The sequence below is a fragment of the Pseudomonas sp. LF020 genome, from assembly GCF_053456425.1.
Genome location: NZ_JBRFIX010000007.1, coordinates 288,815 through 310,888, shown reverse-complemented (window position 1 = coordinate 310,888; position 22,074 = coordinate 288,815). Strand labels below are relative to the sequence as shown.

Genomic DNA, 22,074 nt, shown 5'->3' with positions numbered 1-22,074 from the left:
CTTTAGCGCGGGCCTCAGACCCGCACCGCCCTCCCCTTCTGCAAGCCTGGACGCCATGCTGACTTGGTTACAACGCAATTCCCTGACTTTCCCGCCCCTGGATAAGGCCATGCGCGATCCCAATGGATTGCTGGCTGCCGGTGGCGACCTGTCCGCCGATCGTCTGGTGCAGGCCTACCGGCACGGCTGTTTTCCATGGTTTTCCGAAGGTCAGCCGATCCTCTGGTGGTCGCCGGATCCACGCACCGTGCTGTTTCCCGACGAACTGCATGTCTCGCGCAGCCTCGGCAAACTGCTGCGCAAGCAACGCTACCAGGTGACCTTCGATCAGGATTTCGACGCCGTGATTCGTGCCTGCGCCGCGCCACGGGACTACGCCGACGGCACCTGGATCACCGAAGCGATGCAGGACGCCTACCTCGAACTGCACCGCCGCGGCTTCGCCCACTCGGTCGAGGTCTGGGATCAGGGCCAACTGGTCGGCGGCCTGTATGGCCTGGCGATGGGTCAGCTGTTTTTCGGCGAATCGATGTTCAGCCGCGCCGACAACGCCTCGAAATATGGCTTTGCCACGCTGGTGCAGCATCTGAAAGACGCCGGATTTGTCCTGATTGACTGCCAGATGCCGACCGATCATCTGCACAGCCTCGGTGCCCGGGCGATTCCCCGCCAGGAATTCGCCGACTATCTGGCTCGCCACCTGGATCAACCCAGTCGTGCCACCTGGGTTTGCTGAGCGACTTTTGCGCGCGTGGCTTACACTTAATTCACCAGCTTATCCCGAGGGTTGATCATGACCGAGTTGGCGCGTTTGAAGTTTTATGCCACTCAGCCTCATTCCTGCAGTTATCTGCCCGAGGAGCAGGCGACGACGCTGTTTCTCGACCCGAGTCAGCCCATGGATGTGCACGTCTACGCAGACCTGTCGGAAATGGGTTTTCGTCGCAGCGGCGATCATCTGTATCGGCCCCATTGCCAGAATTGCAATGCGTGCGTGCCTGCGCGCATCCCGGTGTCGCAGTTCAGCCCCAACCGCCAGCAGAAACGCATTTTCAAACGCAACGCCGATCTGCAGGTACGCCCGGTAAAACCGCACTTCAGCGAAGAATATTTCGACCTGTATCAGCGCTATATCGAACAGCGGCATGCCGACGGCGACATGTACCCGCCGAGCCGTGACCAGTTCTCGACCTTTCTGGTGCGCGATCTGCCCTTCTCGCGCTTTTACGAATTTCGTCTCGACGGACGGTTACTCGCCGTTGCGGTGACCGATCTGCTGCCCAACGGCTTGTCGGCGGTCTATACCTTTTACGAGCCTGACGAAGAGCGTCGCAGCCTGGGGCGCTTCGCGATTTTGTGGCAAATCGCCGAAAGCCAGCGCCTGGGACTGGAAGCGGTGTATCTCGGTTATTGGATCAAGAACTGCAAAAAGATGAACTACAAGACCCAATATCGCCCCATCGAATTGCTGATTAATCAGCGCTGGGTGATCCTGAACTGATCGCAAGCCGTAAACCCCTTGGCTTGAACCCCCTTTTTCGGGCACAATGCACGCCGCTTTTGCCTGGCGCAGTTGCACCGGGCCATTCATTGGACACCGAGGGCTTTACTGCATGTCGAAAGAAGACAGCTTCGAAATGGAAGGCACTGTCGTCGACACCCTGCCCAACACCATGTTTCGTGTGGAGTTGGAAAATGGGCACGTCGTAACCGCGCATATCTCCGGCAAGATGCGCAAGAACTACATTCGTATTCTTACCGGTGACAAAGTGCGCGTCGAGCTGACGCCCTATGACTTGAGCAAAGGGCGCATCACTTACCGCGCTCGTTAATCAAGTCAATACAGAACGCCCGGTTTATGCCGGGCGTTTTTGTTTGTCTGCGATTTGGGTTTGGGTTTGGGTTTGGGTTTGGGTTTGGGTTTGTGAGCATATCCGTTGCTGCGGGGGTTGCTGATTACGGTTCCGCCCTTACGGCGGGTCACTTTTTCCAAACGCCGAAAAAGTAACCAAAAAGGCTTCCCCCGGCGTACGGCACTTCGCTGGGGCTCAGTGTTCCCTCGCTACGGTGCCCATCAGGGGGCATCGCCTACGGTTTGCTTCGCTGCACCTCCTCTCGATGTATGCGGCTTCGCCGCATGGCGCTGCGCGCCTACCCCCCTGATGGACACCTTCGCTCGGCCTGCCGAAGGGGCTAAAGATCAAAAGCCACATCAAGAGCCAAAGCCAAAGCCAGAGCCAAAGCCAAAGCCAAAGCCAAAGCAGATCAAAAGATCACAGCCTTCGGCAGTTCCTACAGGGGATTGGGTGTTTTCAGTTAGAGACTGGTCGGCTGGCAGGCCGCCTTCGCGAGCGAGCTCGCTCCCACAGTTGGATGAGTGCATTCAGTCAGAGATCGGACGGCTCGTAGGCCGCCATCGCCAGCAAGCTGGCTCCTACAGTCCAGATTGCGTGCTCCCCATGCGGCAAAGCCGCCCCACTCAACACAATGAGCGTTAGCTCGAGTATCGCTTTTGATCTCAAGGCCCGTCGGCAGGCTGAGTGGAGGGATTTATCCGGGGGTGGGAGCGCAGCGACCGTTTGGCGCAGCCAAACACAGCGAGAGGAGGTGCAGCGAAGCAAACCGTAGGCGCTGCCCCCCGGATGAATCCCGGAGCGAAGGAACCCGAGCCTAAGCGAGGGCCGAACGTCAGGGTAAAGCCTTTTTGGTTACTTTTTAGGCGTTTGTAAAAAGTGACCCGCCGTAAGGGCGGAACCCTAATCAGCAACACCCGCAGCAACGGATATACACCCAAAACCCAAAAACATCACAAAACAAAAAAGGCGCCCGAAGGCGCCTTTCGCTTTACAACAGACCAACAACCGTCAGGCCATCTCCGCCGTGGTTTCGAAGTCAAACGTCAACTCACCATCCTTGATGTCGATGTGCACCACACCGCCATGCTCGGCCAGTTCGCCAAACAGAATCTCCTCCGCCAGCGGACGCTTGATCTTGTCCTGGATCAGACGCGCCATCGGACGTGCGCCCATCGCCGAATCATAACCACCGGCTGCGAGCCAACTGCGCGCCGCATCGGTAACCTCCAGCAACACACGCTTGTCTTCCAGCTGCGCCTGCAGTTCGGTAAGGAACTTGTCCACCACGCTTTTGATGACCTCATGACTGAGGCGACCAAACTGGATAATGGTGTCCAGACGGTTACGGAACTCCGGCGTGAAGCTCTTCTTGATCACTTCCATCGCATCAGACGAGTGGTCCTGATGAGTGAAACCGATTGAAGCCCGCGCTGCCGTTTCAGCACCGGCGTTGGTGGTCATGATCACGATCACGTTGCGGAAATCCGCCTTGCGCCCGTTGTTGTCGGTGAGCGTGCCGTGGTCCATCACCTGCAACAGCAGGTTGAAGACTTCCGGATGCGCCTTCTCGATTTCATCGAGCAGCAATACGCAGTGCGGTTGCTTGGTGATCGCTTCGGTCAACAGACCGCCCTGATCAAAGCCAACATAGCCCGGAGGCGCACCGATCAGACGCGATACGGTGTGGCGCTCCATGTACTCGGACATGTCGAAGCGCACCAGTTCGATGCCCAACGCCTTGGCCAGTTGCCGCGCAGCCTCGGTCTTACCGACACCGGTAGGACCGGCGAACAGGAACGAACCGACTGGCTTGTCAGGCGACTTGAGTCCGGCGCGGGACAGCTTGATCGCGGTGGACAGCGAATCGATCGCCGCATCCTGACCAAATACCGTCAGCTTCAGGTCACGCTCCAGGTTGCGCAGCAGTTCCTTGTCGGAGCTGGTGACGTGTTTCGGCGGAATCCGCGCGATCTTCGCCACGATGTCTTCAACCTGCGGCACTTCGATGCGCTTGACGCGCATTTCGACCGGTTGCAGGCGCTGGTAGGCACCCGCTTCATCGATTACGTCGATGGCCTTGTCCGGCATATGCCGGTCATTGATGTAGCGCGATGCCAGTTCAGCAGCGGCGCGCAACGACTCATCGCTGTATTCGATGTTGTGGTGCTGTTCGAAACGCCCTTTCAGGCCGCGCAGGATACCGATGGTGTCTTCCACCGACGGCTCGACGACATCGACCTTCTGGAAGCGACGTGCCAGCGCACGATCCTTCTCGAAGATGCCGCGGAATTCCTGGAACGTGGTCGAGCCGATGCAGCGAATGTCGCCAGACGACAGCAGCGGCTTGAGCAGGTTCGAGGCATCCATCACGCCACCGGACGCAGCGCCCGCACCGATGATGGTGTGGATCTCGTCGATGAACAGGATCGCCTGCGGACGTTTTTTCAATTCATTGAGCAACGCCTTGAAGCGCTTCTCGAAATCACCGCGATACTTGGTGCCTGCGAGCAGCGCACCGAGATCGAGCGAATAGACGACGCTGTTGGCCAGCAGATCCGGCACCTGGTTGTCGACAATGCGCTTGGCCAGGCCTTCGGCAATCGCGGTTTTACCCACGCCTGCCTCGCCCACCAGCAACGGATTGTTCTTGCGCCGACGCGCGAGAATCTGCGCGACACGCTCGACTTCCATCTCGCGGCCGACCAACGGATCAATGCGACCCTGGCGCGCGAGTTCGTTGAGGTTGCTGGCATAAGCATCCAGCGGATTGCCTGAAGAAGAAGACTCACCGCCCTCGTCGTCCTGCATATCTTGTTCACCTTCAGAGTGATCGCCGTGCCCTGGCACTTTGGAAATGCCGTGGGCGATGTAGTTGACGACATCAATGCGCGCAACGCTCTGCTGTTTCAGCAGGAATACGGCCTGACTCTCTTGCTCACTGAAGATTGCAACCAGCACATTGGCGCCGGTTACTTCGCGTTTGCCCGAGCTCTGCACATGAAAGACAGCACGTTGCAGTACACGCTGGAAGCCCAGGGTTGGCTGGGTTTCGCGATCTTCGTCGTGGACGGGGATCAGTGGCGTGGTGGAGTCGATGAACTCCTGCAGGTCGTGCTTGAGTTTGTCGAGGTTTGCGCCGCAGGCACGCAATACGGTGGCGGCAGCCTCATTGTCCAATAGGGCCAGCAGCAGGTGTTCGACGGTCATGAATTCATGACGCTTCGAACGAGCCTCCTTGAAGGCAAGATTGAGGGTGACTTCGAGCTCGCGGTTTAACATAGCTTCACCTCATACCCAAGTGGTCGGCGATTAACCGTCCTTCTCGATTTCACAGAGTAGCGGATGCTGGCTTTCCCTGGCGTACTGGTTGACCTGCATGGCCTTTGTCTCGGCGATGTCGCGGGTAAACACTCCACATACTGCCCGTCCTTCTGTGTGAACGGCCAGCATGACCTTGGTCGCCAGCTCGCGATTCAGGTTAAAAAACACCTCGAGCACTTCGACGACGAAATCCATCGGTGTGTAGTCATCATTGAACAAAACCACCTTGTACATCGGCGGCGCCTGTAACGCAGGCTTTGCTTCCTGAACAGCAACGCCTGCCGAATCGTCGTCGTGCTCCTCTGGATGATCCTTTTGGAGAAGCGGGCGATCCTGATTGAATGTTAGTCGAATCTGGCTGATTGCATGCATGGAAAGAAAGGTTCGTCAGTTGTGCAAATACAGTGGTGGGGGCGGCTGTACACCTTTTCAACTCCGACTGCCCGGTCACCTTGACTATCGGGAAAACGGTGTTACAACCAATAGAGCCCACAGTGGGTAAAAAAGATCCGCGGAGTCAATCCTTTTACCGGATTAGATTGCGGATGTCCTGGATGATACTCCAGCGATGGAGTCTGTTGCAGAGGGATTTGAGCATGGCTGTCGGCAAGGTCAAGTGGTTCAACAATGCCAAGGGATTCGGCTTCATCAATACCGATGCCCGTGAAGGACGTGACGAGGACGGCAAAGACATTGATTTCTTTGCGCACTACTCCGCCATTGAGATGGTCGGGTATAAAACCCTCAAGGCCGGGCAGGTCGTCAGCTTCGACATTGTTCAGGGCCCCAAAGGCCTGCACGCGGTAAAGATCACAGCGGCGCCCGTGGCGAGTGAAGCGGCTACGCCTGCCCCTCATAAAGAAAAGGTGTCGGGCTGACATAACCGTCACCCGGTCATGAAAAAACCGCCCGAAGGCGGTTTTTTTGTACCTGCATGGCTTACATGTGCTTGATGATCGCCTCACCGAAGCCCGAAGAAGACACCAGCGTGGCACCTTCCATCAGACGTTCGAAGTCATAGGTCACGGTCTTGGCCTTGATGGCGCCGTTGGTGCCCTTGATGATCAGGTCAGCCGCTTCGGTCCAGCCCAGATGACGCAACATCATCTCGGCCGACAGGATCACCGAGCCCGGGTTGACCTGGTCCTTGCCGGCGTACTTCGGCGCGGTACCGTGGGTCGCCTCGAACATGGCCACGGTGTCGGACAGGTTGGCGCCCGGCGCGATACCGATACCGCCCACTTCCGCCGCCAGGGCGTCGGAGAGGTAGTCGCCGTTGAGGTTCAGCGTGGCGATCACGTCGTACTCGGCCGGCCGCAGCAGGATCTGCTGGAGCATGGCGTCGGCGATGGCGTCCTTGACGATGACTTCACGGCCGGTTTTCGGGTTCTTGAATTTCATCCATGGGCCGCCATCGAGCAGCTCGGCGCCGAATTCTTCCTTCGCCACCTCGTAACCCCAGTCCTTGAAGGCACCTTCGGTGAATTTCATGATATTGCCCTTGTGCACGATGGTCAGCGACTTGCGGTCGTTGTCCACCACGTATTGCAGGGCCTTGCGCACCAGACGTTTGGTGCCTTCCTTGGAAACAGGCTTGATGCCGATACCGCAATCCTGGTCGAAACGGATCTTGGTGACGCCCATTTCTTCTTTCAGAAACTTGATGACCTTGGTGGCCTCAGGCGAGCCGGCCTTCCATTCGATACCGGCATAAATGTCTTCGGAGTTCTCGCGGAAGATCACCATATCGACGTCGCCAGGCTTTTTCACCGGGCTTGGCACACCTTCGAACCACACCACAGGGCGCAGGCAGACATACAGATCGAGTTGCTGGCGCAGGGCTACGTTGAGGGAGCGGATGCCACCACCGACCGGGGTGGTCAGCGGGCCCTTGATGGAGACCACGTAATCTTTGACGGCGTCCAGGGTTTCCTGGGGCAGCCAGGTGTCCTGGTCATAGACCTGAGTCGCTTTTTCGCCAGCATAAACCTCCATCCAGGAAATCTTGCGCTTGCCCCCGTAGGCCTTGGCCACGGCAGCATCAACCACTTTGATCATCACCGGGCTGACGTCGACGCCAATGCCGTCACCTTCGATGAAGGGGATGATCGGGTTATCAGGAACATTGAGAGAATGGTCTGCATTGACGGTGATTTTGTCGCCGACGGCTGGAACCTGAATCTTCTTGTAACCCATGCTGAACTCCATTGTTTGGATTGAACATCTGGCTTGGTTCGAGCGTAACCCAGTTAAATCAACACGCAAACCCTCTGTTCACGGCGCGACTACATCTGGTTTCGTACAAGCCTGAAAGCAAAGGGAAAAGCGCCAAACTCAAGCATTCGCAGCGACTCTACGCCCCACCCGACCCTGCGACCTTTAGACCAATGGACGAGACGGGTTGCATATGAACCATCGGCAGATTGCCAGCTACCTATGTATAATGCCGCCCGCTGACCAAAGGGTCACGACGGCTGGCCTCTCTAGAACGAGACTTTCCGCCTGATTGGTCGGGTTGTTACCGCAGCCTGACTGCTTGACGCTCTACTGATGCACCCAACATCACCGCGAAGATTCTCGACATTCGGTTCATGGATGACTTTGAACGAACGCGCTTACCCGGCGCCCCTCGAGTTTCTGCGCACGCTTTAGCAAAGAAGAGAGAGTTAATCCGAATATGCCCACCCGCTCGAAGATCATCTATACCTTCACCGACGAAGCCCCAGCCCTCGCCACCTATTCCCTGCTGCCGATCATCGAGGCTTACACCGCCTCGGCCGATATCGCCGTGGAAACCCGCGATATCTCTCTTGCAGCACGCATCCTGGCCAGCTTCCCCGAGCAACTGGGCGACAAAGCCGTAGCCGACCACCTCGCCGAACTGGGCGACCTGGCCGTTACGCCTGAAGCCAACATCATCAAGCTGCCGAACATCAGTGCTTCGGTACCTCAGCTGCAAGCGGCAATCAAAGAGCTGCAAGCCCAGGGTTACAACCTGCCGGACTACCCGGAAACCGTGACCAACGACGCCGAAAAAGAAGCCAAGGCGCGTTACGACAAGGTCAAGGGCAGCGCCGTGAACCCGGTTCTGCGTGAAGGCAACTCCGACCGCCGCGCTCCACTGTCGGTCAAGAACTACGCGCGCAAGCACCCGCACAAAATGGGCGCCTGGGCCAAAGACTCCAAGTCCCACGTCGCTCACATGAGCACCGGCGATTTCTACGGCAGCGAAAAAGCTGCCCTGATCGACGCCGCTGACGCTGTGAAGATCGAACTGATCGCCAAAGACGGCACCGCCACTGTCCTGAAAGAAAAAACCAGCGTTCAGGCTGGCGAGATCCTCGACTGCGCCGTGATGAGCAAAAACGCCCTGCGCGCGTTCATCGCCGCTGAAATCGACAGCGCCAAAGCGCAAGGCGTGCTGCTCTCGGTTCACCTGAAAGCGACCATGATGAAGGTCTCCGACCCGATCATGTTCGGCCAGATCGTTGCCGAGTTCTATAAAGACGCCCTGACCAAGCACGCTGATGTGCTGACCCAGATCGGCTTCAACCTGAACAACGGTATCGGCGACCTGTACGCGCGCATCAAGGCCCTGCCGGCCGAGCAGCAAGCACATATCGAAGCCGACATCGCAGCGGTCTACGCCGCGCGTCCGTCGCTGGCGATGGTCAACTCCGACAAGGGCATCACCAACCTGCACGTGCCGAGCGACGTTATCGTCGACGCCTCGATGCCAGCGATGATCCGTGACTCCGGCAAGATGTGGGGCACCGACGGTCAGCTGCACGACACCAAGGCAGTGATCCCGGATCGTTGCTACGCAACCATCTACCAGGCCGTGATCGAAGATTGCAAAGCCAATGGCGCGTTCGATCCGACCACTATGGGCAGCGTGCCAAACGTTGGCCTGATGGCGAAGAAAGCCGAAGAGTACGGCTCGCACGACAAGACCTTCCAGATCAAGGCTGACGGCGTGGTTCGCGTTACCGACAGCAAGGGCAACCTGCTGATGGAACAGGCTGTTGAAGCCGGCGACATCTTCCGCATGTGCCAGACCAAAGACGCGCCGATCCAGGACTGGGTCAAACTGGCCGTCAACCGTGCTCGCGCCAGCAGCACCCCGGCGATCTTCTGGCTGGACCCGATGCGCGCCCACGACGGCGTAGTGATCGAGAAGGTTCAGGCTTACCTGAAGGATCACGACACCAGCGGTCTGGACATCCAGATCATGGCGCCGGTCGATGCCATGAAGTACACCCTGCAGCGCACCCGCGAAGGCAAGGACACCATTTCGGTGACCGGCAACGTACTGCGCGACTACCTGACCGACCTGTTCCCGATCATGGAACTGGGCACCAGCGCCAAGATGCTGTCGATCGTGCCGCTGATGAACGGCGGTGGCCTGTTCGAAACCGGCGCCGGCGGTTCGGCGCCGAAGCACGTGCAGCAACTGGTTGAAGAGAACTTCCTGCGCTGGGACTCGCTGGGCGAATTCCTCGCACTGGCAGCGTCCCTCGAGCATCTGGGTGTTAACTACAACAACCCGAAAGCGCTGGTTCTGTCGAAGACCCTGGATCAGGCCACCGGCCAGTTCCTCGACAACAACAAGTCGCCATCGCGCAAAGTCGGCAACATCGACAACCGCGGCAGCCACTTCTACCTGGCGCTGTACTGGGCTCAGGCCCTGGCCGCCCAGACCGAAGACGCTGCACTGCAAGCGCAGTTCGCGACCCTGGCCAAAACCCTGACCGAGAACGAGGCGACCATCGTTGCCGAACTCAACGCCGTGCAGGGCAAGCCAGTGGACATCGGCGGTTACTACCACGCCGACGCCGAGCTGATCAGCAAGGCCATGCGCCCAAGCGCAACCTTCAACGCGGCGATTGCTGCGCTGGTTTAAGGTTGTAATGCTGCAAAGAAACCCCGGCCCAGTGCCGGGGTTTCTGTTTCGGAATGCAACACAAAACCCTGTGGGATCTTGCCAGCGATAGCAGTGGATCAGACACCTTCAATGTTGAATGATAAGCCGCCATCGCTGGCAAGCCAGCTCCCACAGGGAATCGGGTTTAACCTGGATATTGAGGAAGGTTTTATGGAATGGCTCCCCCACATCACCGTCGCCACCATCGTCGAAGACAACGGCCGCTTCCTGATGGTCGAAGAGCACAAGGCCGGGCGTAATGTGCTCAATCAGCCGGCCGGCCATCTCGACCCGGACGAAACCCTGATCGACGCCGCCATCCGCGAAACCCTCGAGGAAACCGGCTGGGACGTCGAACCCACCGGCGTGATCGGCATTTACCTGTACACCGCGCCGAGCAACGGCGTGACTTATCAACGCGTGTGCTTCAGCGCCAAAGCAGTGAAACACCACCCGGACTATCAACTCGACGACGGCATCGTCGGCGCCAAGTGGTTGACCCGCAGCGAATTAATCGCCCAGCGCGACAACTGGCGCAGCGAGCTGATCATCCGCTGCATCGACGATTATCTGGCCGGCCATCACTTCAGTCTCGAACTGATCCGCCCTTCTCTTTAGCCTTGAGGCCGTGAGCCTGATAGAATCGCGTCCTTTTTCAAGACACTCATTGAATCCCTATGCGTGATCCAGCCCCTTCTGACACAACCAAGAAGCGCGTCATTGTCGGCATGTCCGGCGGCGTGGACTCTTCCGTTTCCGCTCTCCTGCTGATCGAGCAGGGTTATGAGGTGGAAGGCCTGTTCATGAAGAACTGGGAAGAAGACGACGGAACGGAATACTGCACCGCCATGGACGACCTGGCGGATGCCCAGGCCGTGTGCGACAAGATCGGCATCAAGCTGCACACCGCCAACTTCGCCGCCGAGTACTGGGACAACGTGTTCGAGCACTTCCTCGCCGAATACAAGGCCGGTCGCACGCCGAACCCGGACATCCTGTGCAACCGCGAGATCAAGTTCAAGGCGTTCCTCGACTACGCCATGATGCTCGGTGCCGACCTGATCGCCACCGGCCACTATGTGCGCCGTCGTGACATCGATGGCCGCACCGAACTGCTCAAGGGCCTCGACCCGAACAAGGACCAGAGCTACTTCCTGCACGCTGTCGGCGGCGAGCAGATCGCCAAGACCCTGTTCCCGGTCGGTGAACTGGAAAAGCCTGAAGTTCGCGCCATTGCCGAGAAATACGAGCTGGCGACCGCCAAGAAGAAGGATTCCACCGGGATCTGCTTCATCGGTGAGCGTCGTTTCAGCGATTTCCTCAAGCAATACCTGCCGGCGCAACCGGGTGAGATCAAGACCACCGAAGGCGAAGTCATCGGCCGTCACCACGGCTTGATGTACCACACCATCGGTCAGCGTCAGGGCCTGGGCATTGGCGGCCTGAAAGACGCCGGCGACGAGCCGTGGTACGTGCTGCGCAAGGATCTGGACAGCAACGAGCTGATCGTCGGCCAGGGCAACAACCATCCGTGGCTGTTTTCCAGCGCCCTGCTCGCCTCGGAAATCTACTGGGTCAATCCGATCGACCTGAGCCAGCCGCTGCGCCTCACCGCCAAAGTGCGTTATCGCCAGAGCGATCAGGCCTGCACCCTGGAAAAAACCGCCGCTGGCTACCGCGCCGTGTTCGACGAACCGCAGCGCGCGGTGACCCCGGGCCAGTCCGTGGTGTTCTACGACGGTGAAATCTGCCTCGGTGGCGGCGTGATCGAAGTCGCCGAGCCGTGGAGCGGCCAGGCATGAGCCCGACTCAGGAGCAACTGACGGCGCTGGGCGGGGTGTTTCTCGCCGCCGTGCTGGTCGACCGCATTGCCAAGACCGGCCAGACCAGCGAGGCCGGCCTGAGCTGCATGCTCGGCAGCCTGCTGGTACGCGACCCGAAGGACACACTGGATGTGTACGGTGGCGACGACCTCAATCTGCGCGAGGGTTATCGGGCATTGATCGGCGCCCTCGAGCGCGACCCAAGCACCCTGCAGCGCGAGCCGCTGCGCTATGCCCTGTCGATGCTCGGCCTCGAACGTCAATTGGCCAAACGTGACGACATGCTCGACACCATTGGCAAGCGCCTGCCGCAGATCCAGTCGCAGGTCGAACACTTCGGCCCGGCTCACGAAAACGTGATTGCTGCTTGCGGCGCGCTGTATCAGGACACCCTGAGCACCCTGCGCCAGCGGATTCAGGTGCATGGCGACATGCGCAACCTGCAGCAACCGAGCAACGCTTCGAAGATCCGCGCCCTGCTGCTGGCCGGCATCCGTTCGGCACGCCTGTGGCGACAGCTCGGCGGCTACCGTTGGCAGTTGGTGATCAGCCGGCGCAAGCTGCTCAAAGAGCTGTATCCGTTGATGCGCAGCGAATAAATCGTCGCGCAATAAAAGCTTTGTAGTCTGTAGCGCGTAATACGCCGGTCAGTTGGCAACGGACCGGCGGATTTTTTCATGTATGATACGCGCCCCATTTCGTTGCCCGACTGTCCGAGAACACCCCATGCAGCTCTCTTCGCTCACTGCGGTTTCCCCTGTTGACGGCCGCTACGCCGGCAAAACCCAGGCCCTGCGCCCGATTTTCAGCGAGTACGGCCTGATTCGTGCCCGCGTCCTGGTTGAAGTGCGCTGGCTCCAGCGCCTGGCCGCCCACGCCGGTATCCCGGAAGTGCCCGCCTTCTCCGCCGAGGCCAACGCCGTTCTCAATGAACTGGCCGAGAACTTCTCGCTGGAGCACGCCGAGCGCGTTAAAGAGATCGAGCGCACCACCAACCACGACGTCAAGGCGATCGAATACCTGCTCAAGGAGCAGGCGGCCAAACTGCCGGAGCTGGCCAAGGTCAGCGAGTTCATCCACTTTGCCTGCACCAGCGAAGACATCAACAACCTGTCCCACGCCCTGATGCTGCGCGAAGGCCGTGACGACGTGATGCTGCCGCTGATGCGCCAGACTGCCAACGCCATCCGCGAACTGGCGATCCGCTTCGCCGACGTGCCGATGCTGTCGCGCACCCACGGTCAACCGGCCTCCCCGACTACTCTGGGCAAAGAGCTGGCGAACGTGGTTTACCGCCTCGAGCGTCAGATCGCTCAAGTCGCTGCCGTGCCGCTGCTGGGCAAGATCAACGGCGCCGTTGGCAACTACAACGCGCACCTGTCGGCCTACCCGCAGATCGACTGGGAAGCCAACGCCCGCGCCTTCATCGAAGACGAGCTGGGTCTGGGCTTCAACCCGTACACCACGCAGATCGAGCCGCACGACTACATCGCCGAGCTGTTCGACGCGATCGCGCGCTTCAACACCATCCTGATCGACTTCGACCGTGACATCTGGGGCTACATCTCCCTGGGTTATTTCAAACAGCGCACCATCGCCGGCGAAATCGGTTCGTCGACCATGCCGCACAAGGTCAACCCGATCGACTTCGAAAACTCCGAAGGCAACCTGGGCATCGCCAACGCGCTGTTCCAGCACCTGGCGAGCAAGCTGCCGATTTCCCGCTGGCAGCGCGACCTGACCGACTCCACCGTACTGCGCAACCTCGGCGTGGGCTTCGCTCACAGCGTGATCGCCTACGAAGCCAGCCTCAAAGGCATCAGCAAGCTTGAGCTGAACGCTGACAAGATCGCTGCCGATCTGGACGCTTGCTGGGAAGTCCTGGCCGAGCCGATCCAGACCGTAATGCGCCGCTACAACATCGAAAACCCGTACGAGAAGCTGAAAGAACTGACCCGCGGCAAGGGCATCAGCCCTGAAGCGCTGCAGACTTTCATCGACGGCCTGGACATGCCAGCCGAAGCGAAAGCCGAGCTGAAACAGCTGACCCCGGCCAACTACATCGGCAACGCTGTAGCGCAAGCCAGACGCATCTGATTCACCGATTGACCCGTTTGAGACGCCCGGCCGCGCCGGGCGTTTTTATTCCCGTCTGAAAAATGCTTTTTTTCAATAGGTTACACATGAATCCTGATACTCCTCTTCAACTTCTGGGCGGTCTTACGGCGCGCGAATTCATGCGCGATTACTGGCAGAAAAAGCCGCTGCTGATCCGTCAGGCCATCCCTGACTTCGAAAGCCCGATCGACGCCGACGAACTGGCCGGCCTGGCCCTGGAAGAAGAGGTCGAGTCGCGCCTGGTGATCGAGCACGGCGAGCGTCCGTGGGAGCTGCGTCGCGGCCCGTTCGCCGAAGACGAATTCAGCAAACTGCCGGAAAAAGAGTGGACGTTGCTGGTTCAGGCCGTTGATCAATTCGTCCCGGAAGTCAGCGAGCTGCTGGAAAACTTCCGCTTCCTGCCGAGCTGGCGCGTCGATGACGTGATGATCAGCTTCGCCGCCCCGGGTGGCAGCGTCGGCCCGCACTTCGACAACTACGACGTGTTCCTGCTGCAAGGCCACGGCCAGCGCAACTGGAAAATCGGCCAGATGTGCGACTCCGAGAGCCCGCTGCTGCAGCACGCGGATCTGCGCATCCTCGCCGAATTCCACGAGACCGAAGAATGGGTGCTGGAACCGGGCGACATGCTCTACCTGCCACCGCGCCTGGCCCACTGCGGTGTCGCCGTGGACAACTGCATGACCTACTCGGTCGGTTTCCGTGCACCGAGCGCTTCGGAAGTGCTGACTCACTTCACCGATTTCCTCAGCCAGTTCTTGACTGATGAAGAGCGCTACACCGATGCCGATGCAAAACCGGTCAGCGATGATCCGCATCAGATCCAGCACGACGCACTCGGCCGCCTGAAAAGCCTGCTCGCCGAACACATGAGCGACGAGCGCCTGCTGCTGACCTGGTTCGGCCAGTACATGACCGAGCCGCGCTACCCGGAACTGGTGGTCGGCCCGGAAGACGTTGAAGAAGACGACTTCCTCAACGCCCTGCAAGACGGCGCCGTGCTGATCCGCAACCCGAGCGCGCGCCTGGCCTGGTCGGAAGTCGATGACGATCTGCTGCTGTTCGCCAGCGGCCAGAGCCGTTACCTGCCGGGCAAGCTGCGCGAGCTGCTGAAGATGATCTGCGCCGCCGATGCGCTGCACGTCGACAACCTCGGCGAATGGCTGAACGACGAAGACGGTCGCGGCCTGCTGTGCGAGCTGGTCAAACAGGGCAGCCTGGGATTTGCCGATGAATAAGATTCGCGTACGTGTCGCAGACTGGCAAAAGGACAACGCCGAGATCCGGCGCATTCGTGAAACGGTGTTCATCGCCGAACAATCGGTGCCACCCGAGCTTGAATGGGACGCCGATGACGCGACCGCCGTGCATTTTCTGGCGTTCGAAGGCGACTTTCCGATCGGCACCGCCCGCCTGTTGCCCGACGGGCACATTGGCCGGGTTTCGGTGTTGAAGGACTGGCGCGGGATGAAGGTGGGCGACGCGCTGATGCAAGCGGTCATCGCCGAAGCGGAAGCCCGCGGCCTGAAAGAGCAGATGCTCAGCGCGCAGGTGCAAGCCACGGCGTTCTATGAGCGCCTGGGCTTTAGCCTGGTCAGCGAGGAATTCCTCGAAGCCGGGATTCCGCATGTCGATATGGTTCGGCATTCGGCCTGAGCGGGTGTGATCGCATACCTGTGAAGCCTGTGGCGAGGGAGCTTGCTCCCGCTGGGGCGCGAAGCGGCCCTGAAAATCCAGGGTCTGCTACGCAGCCCAGCGGGAGCAAGCTCCCTCGCCACAAAAAGCGGCAGATGAACACCCTCAAAACGCCCCGCCATTTTCGGATGCCGGGGCGTTTTGCTGTCTACGATTCAACTTGCCCCACCCCGGGCCGACAAACTGGCAATATCAAGCCTTTCGAAAGCGGAGATAACGGACATGTCCCTACGCACCCTGCTCACCACCCTGCTGCTCGGTTGCAGTTTTTCGGTGCTGGCAGCCACAGAAATCGTGCCTCTCAAGTACCGCACCAGCACCGACATGCTGCCGATGGCGCAAGACTTTATCGGCAAGGACGGCCAGGTCAGCGCCTATGGCAACCAACTGATCATCAAGGCCGAGCCGGACAAGATCCAGGAAGTCAAAGCGCTGATCACCCAGCTCGACACTGCGCCCAAGCGCCTGCTGATCACGGTCGACACCAACGAAAACAACCAGCAGAACACTGGCGACCAACAAACCCGGATCATCAACTACAGCACCGCCAGCCGTGACGGCGGCATCCAGCAGATTCAGGCCAGTGAAGGCGCGCCGGCGCTGATCCAGGTCGGCCAGAGCGTGCCGATCACCAGCAGCCAGAGCAACTCCTACGGCGACTACAGCAGGCAGACCCAATACCGTAACGTCACCCAAGGCTTCTACGTTACCGCCAGCGTCACCGGCGACATCGTTCATCTGGCAATCAGTACCAACCGTGACCGCATGAGCCAGGAACGTCCCGATGTAGTGAACGTACAAAGTACCGACACAACGGTCAGCGGACGCCTCGGTGAATGGATCACCCTTGCCGGCGTAAACCGTGAAACCCAGGCCGACAAACAGAGCCAGAGCCGCAGCTACTTGACTCAAGGCCGGGATGACATGACTTTACGGGTGAAAGTCGACGCCCTGGACTAAAGCACCGAAAACTGACTGATTAGTCGTATTAGACCAAAGATGTAGTGCTTGAAAAAAAGCACTACAAAACGTTTGACGAGCCAAAAAAGCGAAGGCATGATGGCCTCGCTCCCGCTAATCAGAGGCCCTGGCAAGGGCCTTCGAAGCGACGTTCGCACCTACCCCGCGAACCGCTTCGTGTCTGTACCGCCCACAAGGTGTGTTTGACGAGGTTGCCGACTGGAACGAAGTTGTCCCGAGGGACGGAAGCGTAATTAGGTAACCCGGCTTCACGCTGTAGCTCGTATAAAGGCCCACGACGCCCGAATGCGCCCGCAGTCCGCCACTACCTGCTCACTTCCCCTCGAGCCCATCGTTCATCCCGTCGCCTACCCCGCCGAACCCGACTTGACCACCTAAGCTTCTGGTCAGCGAGCGCAGGAATTTTCCACCGCAGAACAACTTTTCATAAAGACGCGACGAGGTTTATCTCCATGGCACTGACACGCGAACAGCAAATTGCAGCCCTTGAAAAAGACTGGGCTGAAAACCCGCGCTGGAAAGGCGTGACTCGCACTTACTCCGCTGCTGACGTCGTCCGTCTGCGTGGCTCGGTTCAACCTGAGCACACTTTCGCAAAAATGGGCGCCGAGAAGCTGTGGAACCTGGTGACCCAGGGTGCCAAGCCGTCCTTCCGCCCAGAGAAAGATTTCGTCAACTGCATGGGCGCCCTGACCGGCGGCCAGGCTGTTCAGCAGGTCAAGGCCGGTATCCAGGCAATCTACCTGTCGGGCTGGCAAGTGGCTGCGGACAACAACTCCGCCGAATCGATGTACCCGGACCAGTCGCTGTATCCGGTGGACTCGGTGCCAACCGTGGTCAAGCGCATCAACAACTCGTTCCGTCGTGCTGACCAGATCCAGTGGAAAGCCGGCAAGAACCCGGGCGACGAAGGCTACATCGACTACTTCGCGCCAATCGTGGCTGACGCCGAAGCCGGTTTCGGCGGCGTACTGAACGCCTATGAGCTGATGAAGAGCATGATCGAAGCAGGCGCCGCCGGCGTGCACTTCGAAGATCAACTGGCTTCCGTGAAGAAATGCGGCCACATGGGCGGCAAGGTTCTGGTTCCAACTCAGGAAGCCGTACAGAAGCTGACTGCTGCTCGCTTGGCTGCAGACGTTGCCGGTACGCCGACCATCATTCTGGCCCGCACCGACGCCAACGCCGCTGACCTGCTGACTTCGGACTGCGACCCGTACGACCAGCCGTTCGTGACTGGCGAACGTACTCAGGAAGGTTTCTACAAGGTACGTGCCGGCCTGGATCAGGCAATCGCCCGTGGCCTGGCCTACGCACCGTACGCCGACCTGATCTGGTGCGAAACCGCCAAACCGGATCTGGAAGAAGCCCGTCGCTTCGCTGAAGCGATCAAGAAGGAATACCCGGACCAACTGCTGTCGTACAACTGCTCGCCTTCCTTCAACTGGAAGAAAAACCTGGACGACGCGACCATCGCCAAATTCCAGCGCGAACTGTCCGCCATGGGTTACAAGCACCAGTTCATCACCCTGGCCGGCATTCACAACATGTGGCACAGCATGTTCAACCTGGCGCACGACTACGCCCGCAACGACATGACGGCCTACGTGAAGCTGCAGGAGCAGGAGTTCGCTGACGCCGCCAAGGGTTACACCTTCGTGGCTCACCAGCAGGAAGTGGGCACCGGCTACTTCGACGACATGACCACCGTGATTCAGGGTGGCTCGTCCTCGGTGACCGCGCTGACCGGTTCGACCGAAGAAGAACAGTTCCACTGATTCGGCTTCGCTGAGCAACGGCCTTTGCGGATCGTATAGAGAGCTAACCGCAAAGCCGCAAGACTGACGCCCCGACTGGTTCGGGGCGTTTTTTTGCCCGCCGATTCCCCCGCCCGCCCTGTAGGAGCTGCCGAAGGCTGCGATCTTTTGATCTTAAAATCGAAAATCAAAAGATCGCAGCCTTCGGCAGCTCCTACAGGACCGGTGGGAAGCTACGGGACAAAACATTGATCCAGAGCGGTACACACGTCGGAAAAATCAGCTAAAACTGGCGCCTCCGCTACTTGCAGTAACGGGCATATAAGACAACTTCCTGATTACTGCACCGCTAAACAGTTACAAAACCAGTCCAAACGATATTAATTATCATTTAGCAGCAACTATGTTCGTTACATTTCCTACAAAACATAATTCATTGAAACCCGGCTAATGCCCGCCACGCACGGGTTACAGGGCAGCGGAGGTGCGCTATGTCCTTATTCCAATAAATAATTTCGCTATAGGAATTTTACTTGCCGGGTGTTTAGCCATAAAATCAGCGCGATTGATTGCTGCGACATATCGTCACTGCCTATTTCTTTATCAAGCTCAGAGACCTTTGCTCTCTGTTAAGGATTACCAGCATGCCCGAAGCGACAGGACTCATGGCCCACAACTGGGGCTTTGCCATTTTCCTTCTGGGTGTCGTCGGCCTGTGTGCCTTCATGCTTGGCGTCTCCAGCCTCCTCGGGTCAAAAGCCTGGGGCCGCAGCAAAAACGAACCGTTCGAGTCCGGCATGCTACCTACAGGTGGCGCCCGCTTGCGGCTCTCAGCCAAATTCTATCTGGTCGCGATGCTGTTCGTGATCTTCGATATCGAAGCCCTCTTTCTCTTTGCATGGTCTGTGTCCGTCCGCGAAAGCGGCTGGACCGGATTCGTCGAAGCTCTCGTTTTCATAGCAATTCTGTTGGCAGGTCTTGTCTACCTGTTCCGAGTGGGCGCCCTTGACTGGGCTCCGGAAGCTCGTCGCAAGCGGCAGGCGAAGCTGAAACAATGAGGCTTTGGCAATGCAATACAATCTCACCAGAATCGACCCCGATGCTCCTAACGAGCAGTATCCGATCGGCGAACGGGAAACCGTTTCCGATCCGTTAGAGGATCAAGTCCACAAAAACATTTTCATGGGCAAGCTCGAAGACGTGCTGAGTGGCGCGGTCAACTGGGGGCGTAAAAACTCCCTGTGGCCGTACAACTTCGGCCTTTCGTGCTGCTACGTGGAAATGACCACCGCCTTCACGGCGCCCCACGACATCGCGCGCTTTGGCGCCGAAGTGATCCGGGCATCACCGCGTCAGGCCGACTTCATGGTTATCGCCGGTACCTGCTTCATCAAGATGGCGCCGATCATTCAGCGTCTCTACGAGCAGATGCTCGAGCCGAAGTGGGTTATCTCCATGGGTTCGTGCGCCAACTCCGGTGGCATGTACGACATCTACTCCGTGGTTCAAGGGGTGGACAAGTTCCTGCCCGTGGACGTCTACGTACCTGGCTGCCCGCCTCGTCCGGAAGCATTCCTGCAAGGCTTGATGCTGTTGCAGGAATCGATCGGACAGGAGCGTCGTCCGCTTTCCTGGGTCGTTGGCGACCAAGGCGTTTATCGCGCCGACATGCCATCGCAGAAGGAACAGCGCCGCGAACAGCGAATCGCAGTCACCAACCTGCGCAGCCCTGACGAAGTCTGATCCAGTCTGTTTCAAAGAAACGAGAAGCTGGCTTCATTCTTTACGTTGACCGAAAGCGAAAAAATAACCATGACTACAGGCAGCGCTCTGTACATCCCGCCTTATAAGGCAGACGACCAGGATGTGGTCGTCGAATTGAACAACCGTTTTGGCGCCGAAGCGTTCACCGCTCAGTCGACCCGCACCGGCATGCCGGTGCTGTGGGTGGCGCGCGCCAGACTCGTCGAAGTCCTGACCTTCCTGCGCAACCTGCCCAAGCCGTACGTCATGCTCTATGACCTGCACGGCGTGGACGAGCGCCTGCGCACCAAGCGTCAAGGGCTGCCATCGGGCGCCGAATTCACCGTGTTCTATCACCTCATGTCGCTTGAGCGTAATAGTGACGTGATGATCAAAGTCGCCTTGTCCGAAAGCGACCTGAGCTTGCCGACCGTCACCAGCATCTGGCCGAACGCCAACTGGTACGAGCGTGAAGTCTGGGACATGTACGGCATCGACTTCAAAGGCCACCCGCACCTGTCGCGCATCATGATGCCGCCGACCTGGGAAGGTCACCCGCTGCGCAAGGACTTCCCGGCGCGCGCCACCGAATTCGATCCGTTCAGCCTCAACCTCGCCAAGCAGCAGCTTGAGGAAGAAGCCGCGCGCTTCCGTCCTGAAGACTGGGGCATGAAGCGTTCCGGGGCCAACGAGGACTACATGTTCCTCAACCTGGGTCCGAACCACCCTTCGGCCCACGGTGCGTTCCGCATCATTCTGCAACTCGATGGTGAAGAGATCGTCGACTGCGTACCGGACATCGGTTACCACCACCGTGGCGCCGAGAAGATGGCCGAGCGTCAGTCCTGGCACAGCTTCATCCCGTACACCGACCGTATCGACTACCTCGGCGGCGTGATGAACAACCTGCCGTACGTGCTCTCGGTCGAGAAGCTGGCCGGCATCAAGGTCCCGGAGAAGGTCGACGTCATCCGCATCATGATGGCCGAGTTCTTCCGGATCACCAGCCACCTGCTGTTCCTGGGCACCTACATCCAGGACGTCGGCGCCATGACCCCGGTGTTCTTCACCTTCACCGACCGCCAGAAGGCGTACACGGTGATCGAAGCCATTACCGGTTTCCGTCTGCACCCGGCCTGGTACCGCATCGGTGGCGTTGCCCACGACCTGCCGCGCGGCTGGGACAAACTGGTGAAAGACTTCGTTGAATGGCTGCCAAAGCGCCTCGACGAGTACACCAAGGCTGCCCTGCAGAACAGCATCCTCAAGGGTCGGACCATCGGCGTCGCGCAGTACAACACCAAAGAGGCCCTGGAATGGGGCGTCACCGGTGCCGGCCTGCGTTCGACCGGTTGCGACTTCGACCTGCGTAAAGCGCGTCCATACTCCGGCTACGAGAACTTCGAATTCGAAGTACCGCTGGCCGCCAACGGCGATGCCTACGATCGCTGCATGGTCCGCGTCGAGGAGATGCGCCAGAGCATCAAGATCATCGACCAGTGCCTGCGCAACATGCCGGAAGGCCCGTACAAGGCGGATCACCCGCTGACCACGCCGCCGCCGAAAGAGCGCACGCTGCAGCACATCGAAACCCTGATCACGCACTTCCTGCAAGTTTCGTGGGGCCCGGTCATGCCGGCCAACGAATCCTTCCAGATGATCGAAGCGACCAAGGGCATCAACAGTTATTACCTGACGAGCGACGGCGGCACCATGAGCTACCGTACCCGGATCCGTACTCCGAGCTTCCCGCACCTGCAACAGATCCCTTCGGTGATCAAAGGCAGCATGGTCGCGGACTTGATTGCGTACCTGGGTAGTATCGACTTCGTTATGGCCGACGTGGACCGCTAAGC

19 protein-coding genes are annotated in these 22,074 nt (G+C 59.0%); 16 read left to right on the top strand and 3 right to left on the bottom strand.

The window, feature by feature from the left end:
• Positions 1–55 precede the first annotated feature (55 nt).
• The 3 genes from aat (at position 56) to infA (ending at position 1,832) form a co-directional block, all read left to right on the top strand.
• Entirely contained in the window at positions 56–736 is a 681-nt protein-coding gene (gene aat, locus ACU680_RS18625; RefSeq protein ID WP_045122183.1) for a leucyl/phenylalanyl-tRNA--protein transferase, read from the top strand.
• A 57-nt stretch (positions 737–793) separates the two neighbouring features.
• A complete protein-coding gene (locus ACU680_RS18620) occupies positions 794–1,501 on the top strand; it encodes an arginyltransferase (RefSeq protein WP_003223840.1) in 708 nt (235 codons plus the stop codon).
• Positions 1,502–1,613: 112 nt separating this feature from the next.
• Positions 1,614–1,832 carry a translation initiation factor IF-1 gene (gene infA, locus ACU680_RS18615; protein WP_002553999.1) on the top strand — a complete coding sequence of 73 codons (219 nt, stop codon included), beginning with the start codon at positions 1,614–1,616 and terminating at the stop codon, positions 1,830–1,832.
• A gap of 1,032 nt (positions 1,833–2,864) precedes the next feature.
• Here the strand turns inward: infA and clpA are convergent.
• The gene (gene clpA, locus ACU680_RS18610; RefSeq protein WP_097088113.1) at positions 2,865–5,135 is read right to left on the bottom strand and encodes an ATP-dependent Clp protease ATP-binding subunit ClpA; all 2,271 of its coding nucleotides are present in this window, start codon (positions 5,133–5,135) and stop codon (positions 2,865–2,867) included.
• Between the two features lie 30 nt (positions 5,136–5,165).
• Entirely contained in the window at positions 5,166–5,549 is a 384-nt protein-coding gene (clpS, locus tag ACU680_RS18605; protein WP_027614670.1) for an ATP-dependent Clp protease adapter ClpS, read from the bottom strand.
• Between the two features lie 224 nt (positions 5,550–5,773).
• Here clpS and ACU680_RS18600 point away from each other — a divergent pair, with 224 nt between their 5' ends.
• The gene (locus ACU680_RS18600) at positions 5,774–6,055 is read left to right on the top strand and encodes a cold shock domain-containing protein (protein WP_448180210.1); all 282 of its coding nucleotides are present in this window, start codon (positions 5,774–5,776) and stop codon (positions 6,053–6,055) included.
• 61 nt (positions 6,056–6,116) lie between these two features.
• On the opposite strand, the gene icd is transcribed toward ACU680_RS18600, so the two are convergent.
• Positions 6,117–7,373, bottom strand: a complete 1,257-nt coding sequence (icd, locus tag ACU680_RS18595) for an NADP-dependent isocitrate dehydrogenase (protein WP_003223831.1) — start codon at positions 7,371–7,373, stop codon at positions 6,117–6,119.
• Positions 7,374–7,854: 481 nt separating this feature from the next.
• On the opposite strand from icd, the gene ACU680_RS18590 reads away from it, so the two are divergent.
• From ACU680_RS18590 to nuoC, 12 genes are all read left to right on the top strand, one after another.
• A complete protein-coding gene (locus tag ACU680_RS18590; protein WP_448180209.1) occupies positions 7,855–10,080 on the top strand; it encodes an NADP-dependent isocitrate dehydrogenase in 2,226 nt (741 codons plus the stop codon).
• A 192-nt stretch (positions 10,081–10,272) separates the two neighbouring features.
• On the top strand, positions 10,273–10,719 hold the full coding sequence (locus ACU680_RS18585) for an NUDIX hydrolase (protein WP_041073236.1): 447 nt from the start codon (positions 10,273–10,275) through the stop codon (positions 10,717–10,719).
• 59 nt (positions 10,720–10,778) lie between these two features.
• Entirely contained in the window at positions 10,779–11,903 is a 1,125-nt protein-coding gene (mnmA, locus tag ACU680_RS18580) for a tRNA 2-thiouridine(34) synthase MnmA (RefSeq protein ID WP_448180208.1), read from the top strand.
• Positions 11,900–12,523: a high frequency lysogenization protein HflD gene (gene hflD, locus ACU680_RS18575; RefSeq protein WP_448180207.1), complete on the top strand. Its 624-nt coding sequence runs from the start codon at positions 11,900–11,902 to the stop codon at positions 12,521–12,523. The genes mnmA and hflD overlap by 4 nt, the downstream gene beginning before the upstream one ends.
• A gap of 127 nt (positions 12,524–12,650) precedes the next feature.
• Positions 12,651–14,021: an adenylosuccinate lyase gene (purB, locus tag ACU680_RS18570; RefSeq protein ID WP_047291732.1), complete on the top strand. Its 1,371-nt coding sequence runs from the start codon at positions 12,651–12,653 to the stop codon at positions 14,019–14,021.
• An 86-nt stretch (positions 14,022–14,107) separates the two neighbouring features.
• Positions 14,108–15,280 (top strand): ribosomal protein uL16 3-hydroxylase, encoded by a 1,173-nt coding sequence (locus tag ACU680_RS18565; protein WP_003223820.1) that lies wholly within the window; start codon positions 14,108–14,110, stop codon positions 15,278–15,280.
• Positions 15,273–15,698 carry a GNAT family N-acetyltransferase gene (locus ACU680_RS18560; protein WP_007964849.1) on the top strand — a complete coding sequence of 142 codons (426 nt, stop codon included), beginning with the start codon at positions 15,273–15,275 and terminating at the stop codon, positions 15,696–15,698. The genes ACU680_RS18565 and ACU680_RS18560 overlap by 8 nt, the downstream gene beginning before the upstream one ends.
• A 261-nt stretch (positions 15,699–15,959) precedes the next feature.
• Positions 15,960–16,697, top strand: coding sequence for a secretin N-terminal domain-containing protein (locus ACU680_RS18555; RefSeq protein WP_448180206.1), 738 nt, complete (start codon positions 15,960–15,962; stop codon positions 16,695–16,697).
• Positions 16,698–17,170: 473 nt separating this feature from the next.
• Complete coding sequence (aceA, locus tag ACU680_RS18550) at positions 17,171–18,496, top strand: isocitrate lyase (protein ID WP_003223815.1); 1,326 nt, start codon at positions 17,171–17,173, stop codon at positions 18,494–18,496.
• A 623-nt stretch (positions 18,497–19,119) separates the two neighbouring features.
• Positions 19,120–19,533 carry an NADH-quinone oxidoreductase subunit A gene (locus ACU680_RS18545; protein ID WP_003223812.1) on the top strand — a complete coding sequence of 138 codons (414 nt, stop codon included), beginning with the start codon at positions 19,120–19,122 and terminating at the stop codon, positions 19,531–19,533.
• Between the two features lie 10 nt (positions 19,534–19,543).
• Positions 19,544–20,218 carry a NuoB/complex I 20 kDa subunit family protein gene (locus tag ACU680_RS18540; RefSeq protein WP_003223809.1) on the top strand — a complete coding sequence of 225 codons (675 nt, stop codon included), beginning with the start codon at positions 19,544–19,546 and terminating at the stop codon, positions 20,216–20,218.
• A 69-nt stretch (positions 20,219–20,287) separates the two neighbouring features.
• On the top strand, positions 20,288–22,072 hold the full coding sequence (gene nuoC / locus ACU680_RS18535; protein WP_448180205.1) for an NADH-quinone oxidoreductase subunit C/D: 1,785 nt from the start codon (positions 20,288–20,290) through the stop codon (positions 22,070–22,072).
• Positions 22,073–22,074 lie beyond the last annotated feature (2 nt).